Consider the following 8,540-nt stretch of genomic DNA (forward strand, 5'->3'; position numbering starts at 1 on the left):
GAAATGCCAATAAAGTCACCGCCCAAAAGCACCACTTCGGGCAACACCTCCATTCGACCGGCACCGGACGTGACCACGCCGCGCGCCGATCCAACACCGCGTCCGGGCTTTGACAGTTTCAGCACGATCGGACTGCCGGCGCGCCCTCACGGGCCAACAGGCGACGCTGACCTCAATGCCATCAGCCCGGCGCCCACGGTCACGGTCCACCCTTCCCCGCCATCAGCCGAAACGGCCCGCCCTGTCGACCTGCCGCTGGAGCAATACCGGGTCATGGCACCTGTTGGCTTGCCGGCGGCAAATGCCGAAGGTTTCAGGATCTACAGAGGGCGCCCCTATGTCGACGTGGTCGACGTCGGGATCGTGCAGGTCGCCAAGGATGGCGACAGCGGTCTGTTCCGCGCCAGGCTGTCCAGCGAATCGAAGCCTTCCGGCCCCGCTCTGCTGCGCGATCCAGACAGTGGGCGGTGGCATAGGCTGGAGGATTTCGAACCGATCACCTTTGCCCTGAGCGATACCCGTCTGGCACCGTTTCGCACACCACTCGCTTTCAACCACATAGACCCCGATAGCGATGGCCTTCATCGCTTCGACGGCAAACTGTATGCGTCGATCGACAACCATGCCTATCAGGTTCTGCACGACCCGGACGCCTCGACGCCATTGGCCACCGTGATGCGCATCGTACGCGGTGACGACCCCGTCGCCAGCGACAGCGCCAATGTGTATGTCGCAACTCGCCCGGGCCGATCGGAACCGATTGTTCTCGACGCCATACAAGGCTGGGTGGGTACCACCGTGGCCGGGGCCGGAGGAATGAAGCGCAGCGATAGCACAGATGCTTCTGCCGGCCCCGGAATACGGGACAGGCTGTCTATGGCGTTCAACCGGTTACGCAGCCCGCAATCGCGGGCAAAAAAACTGTTCCCGGACCACACCGATGAAGAACTCGGCCGCTTTATCGAGTCGTTGGGAAATGACGTCACCGGCGGTTTGACCCGTCGCGAGAACGCCTACAAATCCCTCAAGATCGAGCTGGACGCCTGGCTGCGACAATCCGTCAGCGCATCGCCCCCCGGTGTTTCGCCAACCCACGCGCAACAGATCGCCCAAAGTCTGAAGCGCTGCTGGCGTCATCAGAGCGGCGACATTCTCTGGCTCGAAGCCGGGAACGGGCCACTGCCGGCGCTGAAAGCGGATTTCAGCCACGTTCGGCACCTGACTCTGCAATCGGTCGCCTGGTCAGACTCCGCCAGTACATTGCTCGGCAACTTCTCCGGTCTGGAAGGTCTGCATATCAGCGGGTCAACCCTAAGTACCGTGCCGACCGCCATTGCACAGATGCCCAGTCTGCACAGACTGGACCTGAGCACGAACCGTATCGCCCTCGATGAACGAGCAGCCGCCGACCTGAGCTCGCTGGACAATCTCAAGCACCTCGACCTGTCAGGCAACCCGTTGGGTAAAACACCTGATTTCTCCGGGATACCGAACCTCAAGACGTTGAACCTGAGCAACGCACAACTGGATCAATGGCCGGCAGGTCTGCACAGCCAATCCCGACTGACGCACCTGGACTTGCGCAACAACCTTCTGACCGCTGTGCCGGAGGCAAACCTCAATCCGCCAGCCGAGCAGTTCGAAGCGCTCGCCCGTATCAATAGCGTTACCCTGCTTGAAGGCAATCCGTTCCCGCCCGGCTACTGGACGAAACTGGAAGACTTTTGGCAACGGGTGACAACCGAACAGCCGGAGCTGGGCAACAACGCCCCGGCCGATGCATTCAGACTCCCCAGCGACATGCCCGAAACCGCCAGCGTGCAACGGGTCTATCCGAACAAGAATCCTCAGCAGTTGCGAGCATTTCTCCTCGCCCTGAATGACGACGGCAAAGCGCAACTGGCACGCCGTGTCGCAGCATTGGACTCACTGGAATCCCAGCTCGACACCTACGTCAACCGCAGCCAGACCGACTCGTTCGGCGCTGATACCCCGGCCAAAATACAGGCGCGCCGTATTGCAGATATCATCAAGGCCTGTTGGCTGGATTCGACGCACACGCTGAGGCTGCCGGAGATCAAAGCGCCACTGCCCCCGCTCAGCGCCGACTTCAGTCATGTCAAATCGCTGTTAATCAATGCCGCTACCTGGTCGGGCGACGCCGATACTTTCCTGTCCGGCTTCCCGAATCTGGAACGGCTGGTGATCAATCACTGCAGGCTGGAAAGTTTGCCCGGCCCCATCGTTGCCATGCATGACCTGGTCAACCTGGACCTGTCGGGTAATCGTCTGCAAATGACAGAGGACAGAGCGGCAATACTCAGTGCCATGAATCAGCTTGAGGCGATCAATCTGGGCGACAATCCGGCCCTTGGTTCGATGCCTGATTTCAGCGGCATGTCCAGGCTGAGGCAGGTGCAGCTCAATAACACAGGCATCGATCAGTGGCCGAGCGGATTGCAGGACAAGCCCGATCTGATCATTTTGGATCTAAGCCACAATCGCTTGAAGGAAGTACCGCCGACCTTTCTTGATCCTCCGGCGGAGCAACTGCTGGCGATCGCCCGGATCAACGCCGTGACCCAACTCGATGGCAACCGCTTTGCGGCCGGTTACGGGAAGAAGTTCGATGACTTTTGGCGGCGCGTCAGTGCAGTTGCTCCCGAGCTGCTGACTCATACCAACTTCGATAGCGACAACTCCGTTGCCCGGCGTTACCAACGGCTGTTTCCAGGCAAGAACATGAAGCAGTGCAGGGAATACCTGTGGAGCCTCGACGCGGACACCGTCGTTATCAAGGTGCGCAGTCTCGAACGAGAATTCAAAGTACTGAAACGCCAGCTCGACGATTGGGTTTTTTCTGGTGGGGGCAATCGGGGCGGCTACATTCGCGCGGATCAACTGGCACTCAATGCGCAGATCCGGGCTGATCGGGTCACGGCCAGCAACAGAATCATCAGTTGCTGGCGCCGAGAGGGGCCGCAAGCTCACGCCCATGACGGTACTCCCATCGGCCTGGAGCTCGATCTCAGCAATCTGCGGCTGCCAAGCCTGCCGGACATAGACGCTGACTTCACTCACGTCGGCTCACTCAAACTCGTCAATATGCACCTGAGCACGTCTCCGGAAGGTTTTTTGACGCGTTTCCGCCATATACGCTGGTTGCAACTGTCGCGCAATCAACTGCGCGAACTGCCACCGGCCATTGGCGAAATGAATGGGCTGACGTTGTTGTCCCTGGATAGCAATAACATCACCCTGACCACCGACACTGCCCGCGTTCTCGCGAGCCGCACTACCTTGCGTGGACTGGAGCTGCAGGGAAACCGGCAACTGGGCATCGCCCCGGACATGAGCCAGATCGTCGACATGCGGACTGTCAGTCTGGCCCACACAGGGATCGACACCTTTCCCACTGGCCTCATCCATCAGCCGCTGCTGGATACCATCGCGCTGAACGGCAACCGCATCACGGAAATTCCCGACGCCATCATCGCGCCGCCGAATGATCAATTGGCGAACACCGTGCGCATCAACAACATCACCGATATTTCGAACAATCCACTGTCGGACGCGACATACACCCGCCTGTTCCAGTACAACAATCGCCTGACAGCCGCCGGAACACCGCTGACAGGCGCAAGAAACATCATCAGTACGGCCATCGTACGTCCTACGCCCTTGCGCTGGATCAGGAATGATCCGATGAAGCGCTGGACAGCAGGACTCTCCGACAATCAAGTGGCTAACCGCAGGCGTCAATGGCAAACCTTGCGCGACCAGCCGCGTTCCGGCGGTTTGTTCGACACGCTTGAACTCCTGCTGGACAGTGCCACCGGTCACCACGAACTGCAGGGACGAGTCTGGAGGCTGATCGACAGCATCACCGAAAACACGCCGCAGTCCGAACGCCTGCGCAACGAAGTGTTCGATCGCGCGGGCGAAGCGACCTGCTGTGATCGGGCGGCGTTTACCTTTACCAACCTCGAAGTCATATCAATGACGCACAACGCTGTGGCCCGAGCCAGCGACAAGACTCAGGGGCCAGAACTGTTCAAGCTGTCCAGGGCGTTGTTCCGCTTGCACGAAGTCGACAAAGTCGCCTCGGCAGACATCGCGCAACGCGAAGCCGCAATTGTCGCTGCCAGAACGCCCGATGAGGCCGCGATCCTGCCACCACCTCATGTAGGAGAAGAAGTCGAAATCAGGCTGTACTATCGCCACGGCCTGAAAGACCGTCTGCAGCTGCCTGGGCAACCGGAAAAAATGGGCTTCTCACGCCTGGTCAAAGTCTCCGACACGCAGCTGGAAAACGCTTACCAGACGGTCATTGCGCGGGATAACTCGGCTGAGGAGTTTCAGGCATTGGTGTCGAGGGAGTTCTGGCAAAAATACCTGACCAATAAATATCAGGAAACCTTCGAAACCCAGCGTCAGCCGTTTCAGGACCGGCAAGCAGCCTTGGGTGAGTCATTCGAGGCAAACGAAATGTCGTTCGCCGATTACGACGCGCAATCGAAAACGATGCAGGCCGAGTGGATCATCGAGGAAGCGGCCTTGATCGAAAAACTGAGCCGCGAGGAACTGGCGCAATACAAGGCCAGCGGCACTGATGAGGAAGCCGCCGGCACAAGTGCCAGCTGAATGAGGCGAGTGCTGGCCGAGGATTTTCGGCCAGCCTTTATTCGTCGTCGTCGAAGTTGTAGCTGCCCGGCGCGAGGTTTTCGAAGCGGGTGTACTTGCCGATGAACGCCAGACGGATAAAACCGATCGGGCCGTTACGCTGCTTGCCGATGATGATTTCGGCGATGCCCTTGTGCTCGGTTTCCGGGTGATACACCTCGTCGCGGTAGACGAACATGATCACGTCGGCATCCTGCTCGATCGCTCCGGATTCCCGGAGGTCGGAGTTGATTGGACGTTTGTTCGGCCGTTGCTCGAGGGAACGGTTAAGCTGGGACAGCGCCACCACCGGGCAGTTGAATTCCTTGGCCAGCGCTTTCAGGGAACGCGAGATTTCAGAAATCTCGTTGGTTCGGTTGTCGCCGCCGGAACCTGGAATCTGCATCAGTTGCAGGTAGTCGATCATGATCAGACCGATCTCACCGTGTTCCCGCGCCAGACGCCGGGTACGCGCACGCATCTCCGAAGGGCTGATACCGGCGGTGTCGTCGATGAACAGCTTGCGGTCATTGAGCAGGTTGACCGCCGAGGTCAGGCGCGGCCAGTCGTCATCCTCCAACTGACCGGAACGCACCTTGGTCTGGTCGATCCGGCCGAGCGAGGAGAGCATACGCATGACCAGCGATTCGCCTGGCATCTCGAGGGAATACACCAGCACCGCCTTGTCGCTGCGCAGTACGGCGTTTTCCACCAGGTTCATCGCGAAGGTGGTTTTACCCATCGACGGACGACCGGCAACGATTATCAGGTCGGCCGGTTGCAGGCCGCTGGTTTTCTCGTCGAGGTCGGTGTAACCGGTAGACAGGCCGGTGATGGCGTTGTCGGTGTTGAACAAGGTGTCGATGCGGTCGATGGCCTTGGTCAGCAAGTCATTCACACCGACAGGGCCACCGGTTTTCGGACGGGCCTCGGCAATCGCGAAGATCTGCCGCTCGGCTTCGTCGAGAATTTCCTCGGCGGTGCGGCCTTCCGGGTTGAAAGCGCTGTCGGCGATCTCGGTGCTGATGCCGATCAGTTGGCGTAACGTCGCACGCTGGCGGACGATCTGCGCATAGGCCTTGATGTTGGCGACGGACGGCGTGTTTTTTGCCAGTTCGCCAAGATAACCGAGGCCACCGACCTGCGAGGTCTGACCTTCCTTGTCCAATTGCTCGGCAAGGGTCACGACATCGATAGGGGAGTTCTGATCGGCCAGTTTGGCGATCGCACGGAAGATCAGACGGTGGTCATGTCGATAGAAATCGCCGTCGGAGACTTGATCGAGCACGCGTTCCCAGGCGTTGTTGTCCAGCATCAGACCACCGAGTACAGCCTGTTCGGCCTCGATGGAATGCGGCGGCACCTTCAGGGCAGCGGTTTGCAGATCGTATTGCTCGGGAGCGGAGATATCGTTCATGGCCACTTGTGTTGTTTGGAAAAACGAGGAGTTCAGAAAGACAAAGGGCACGACCTGTAAACAGGATCGTGCCCGATGTTAACCGTCTGGCGGACAAGCCGCCAGCCGATCAGTGTTGCTTAAGCTGCTACCACGACAACACGTACGGTGGCTTCAACTTCGGCGTGCAGGTGCACAGCCACGTCGAATTCACCCACGTTGCGGATGGTGCCGTTCGGCAGACGAACTTCGCTTTTCGCAACTTCAACGCCGGAGGCGGTCAGTGCGTCAGCGATGTCGTGAGTACCGATCGAACCGAACAGCTTGCCTTCGTCGCCAGCGGTGGCAGTGATGGTCACTTCCAGCTCGGCCAGTTGGGCAGCACGGCTTTCAGCCGATGCTTTACGGTCTGCGGCAGCTTTTTCCAGCTCGGCACGACGCTCTTCGAACGCAGCGATGTTCGCTGGGGTCGCGGCGGTAGCTTTGCCATAAGGCAGCAGGTAGTTACGACCGTAACCGGCCTTAACGTTTACTTTGTCACCCAGGTTGCCCAGGTTGGTGACTTTTTCCAGAAGGATCAGTTGCATGTGAAAATCCTCTAACTTTTAACCTTCACCGTTCGCGTTATCGGTGTCTTTCGACACGTGACGACCGCGAAAATCAATCAGGCTGTCGACAATGGCCAAAACCACGAGCAACGGATAGATCAGCTGCATGAACAACAGCAGCGTGACGTACAACCCCACCAGCCAGAAACCGGCCAGTCGCTTCTGCCCGACCAGCCCGTGAATCAGGGCAAGTCCGGCGAACACCAGCGGTACACTGCACAACGGCGTCAACATGGCCATCTGTGCACCGAGATTCGGGCCCAGAAGCATCAACGCCAGCAGCAACATCGCTGGTCCCAGCGGGATCCGGATGACGCGAAACTCGCGACCAAAACCACCCGGGTTGTACAACAACGCCTGCCAATGCCGCCCGACAATCAGGCTCAGCACGCTGACGATCTGCAACAACGCCGCAATCAGTCCGGTCAGGACTGGTGCAATCAGGGACGCGAAACGCGCTTGCTCATCGACCGACAATTGCTTGTAGGTCTCACCAAGAAGCGCCGGCATGACCTTTATCAAGGCCTGCACGAGCATCTCGATCTGGGCCGCAAACGCAGCCCCGAGCACCACTGAAAACACCACTCCAATCACTACGCTGACCAGCAGCGTGCGAACCCAGGACTCACTTGCGCGCAAAACCAGCGCAAGTCCCGAAGACCCCAGCAGCACCAGAAGTGCCCGTGGGTCATCGGCATACAGCCACCAGATCAAAGCCGGCAGCAGCCCCAGAGACAGAACACCCAGGGCGTCCGTCAGTCCGCGCCGCAGCAGCACAAGGCTCCCCGCGGCAGCACCCAACCAATACAACAACGGCAATGTTGCACATCCGGCCACCACGAGAGTGGCCTGCATACGGCCTCGCATGATGAACTCAGCTAAGGCACGCATGCATTCAATCCTTTGCTACTTGTCGACTGCCCGGTCTCAGCGGCCGTGGCTGTCGGTGTAGGCCAGCAGGGCCAGGAAGCGGGCGCGCTTGATAGCGGTGGCCAGCTGACGCTGATAACGAGCTTTGGTACCGGTGATGCGGCTTGGAACGATTTTGCCGGTCTCGGATACGTAGGCTTTCAGAGTGTTGAGATCTTTGTAATCGATCTCTTTCACGTCTTCAGCGGTGAAGCGGCAGAATTTACGACGACGGAAGAAACGTGCCATTTGATAGGCTCCTTAATAAGGTCCGTGGATTACTCGTCAGCGTTATCGCTGTTGTCGCTGTCATCACTATCAGCGCTATCAGCGCCTTCGTGCTCAGGACGGTCGCGACGCTCACGGCGCTCACTGCGGTTTTCTTCAGCCTTGAGCATCTCGGACTGGCCAGTTACGGCTTCGTCGCGACGGATGACCAGGTTACGGATCACTGCATCGTTGTAGCGGAAGTTGTCTTCCAGCTCGGCCAGGGCCTTGCCAGTGCACTCAACGTTCAGCATCACGTAGTGAGCCTTGTGAACATTGTTGATTGCGTAGGCCAGTTGACGACGGCCCCAATCTTCCAGACGGTGGATTTTGCCGCCGTCTTCTTCGATCAGCTTGGTGTAACGCTCAACCATGCCGCCGACTTGCTCGCTCTGATCCGGGTGGACCAGAAAGATGATTTCGTAATGACGCATGAATGCTCCTTACGGGTTGTAGCCTGCCGCTCAAAAACGGTCAGACAAGGAGTGAATGACACTTATGGACTTGCTGGCGCGGGGCACATGCGTGCCTGCCGTCACAGCAAGGGGCGCAATTGTAGAGAAGGGATAGAAGAGGTGCAAGGCAATTGGTGATTATTTGAACAATCACCGATCTTCGACCTGACACAAAACACTGTGGGAGCGAGCCTGCTCGCGAATGCGATACATCAGGCAACATTATTGTCGTCTGACACACCC

6 protein-coding genes are annotated in these 8,540 nt (G+C 58.6%); 1 reads left to right on the forward strand and 5 read right to left on the reverse strand.

Annotated features, from left to right (window positions below; genetic code table 11):
- The first annotated feature begins 3 nt into the window (after window positions 1-3).
- Window positions 4-4,644: an NEL-type E3 ubiquitin ligase domain-containing protein gene (locus L8H52_RS28860; protein ID WP_242209905.1), complete on the forward strand. Its 4,641-nt coding sequence runs from the start codon at window positions 4-6 to the stop codon at window positions 4,642-4,644.
- Between the two features lie 37 nt (window positions 4,645-4,681).
- On the opposite strand, the gene dnaB is transcribed toward L8H52_RS28860, so the two are convergent.
- The 5 genes from dnaB to rpsF all read right to left on the reverse strand — a co-directional run bounded on the left by dnaB (window position 4,682) and on the right by rpsF (window position 8,276).
- A complete protein-coding gene (gene dnaB / locus L8H52_RS28865; protein ID WP_008078305.1) occupies window positions 4,682-6,079 on the reverse strand; it encodes a replicative DNA helicase in 1,398 nt (465 codons plus the stop codon).
- Between the two features lie 119 nt (window positions 6,080-6,198).
- Window positions 6,199-6,645 (reverse strand): 50S ribosomal protein L9, encoded by a 447-nt coding sequence (rplI, locus tag L8H52_RS28870; RefSeq protein WP_008078307.1) that lies wholly within the window; start codon window positions 6,643-6,645, stop codon window positions 6,199-6,201.
- Window positions 6,646-6,663: 18 nt separating this feature from the next.
- On the reverse strand, window positions 6,664-7,557 hold the full coding sequence (locus L8H52_RS28875; RefSeq protein ID WP_242209906.1) for a hypothetical protein: 894 nt from the start codon (window positions 7,555-7,557) through the stop codon (window positions 6,664-6,666).
- Between the two features lie 36 nt (window positions 7,558-7,593).
- Window positions 7,594-7,824 carry a 30S ribosomal protein S18 gene (gene rpsR / locus L8H52_RS28880; RefSeq protein ID WP_002551829.1) on the reverse strand — a complete coding sequence of 77 codons (231 nt, stop codon included), beginning with the start codon at window positions 7,822-7,824 and terminating at the stop codon, window positions 7,594-7,596.
- 29 nt (window positions 7,825-7,853) lie between these two features.
- The gene (gene rpsF, locus L8H52_RS28885) at window positions 7,854-8,276 is read right to left on the reverse strand and encodes a 30S ribosomal protein S6 (protein ID WP_038360383.1); all 423 of its coding nucleotides are present in this window, start codon (window positions 8,274-8,276) and stop codon (window positions 7,854-7,856) included.
- Between the last annotated feature and the right edge of the window lie 264 nt (window positions 8,277-8,540).

Source organism: Pseudomonas sp. CROZ-RG-20F-R04-15 (assembly GCF_022662375.1).
In the GTDB taxonomy this organism is placed as follows: domain Bacteria; phylum Pseudomonadota; class Gammaproteobacteria; order Pseudomonadales; family Pseudomonadaceae; genus Aquipseudomonas.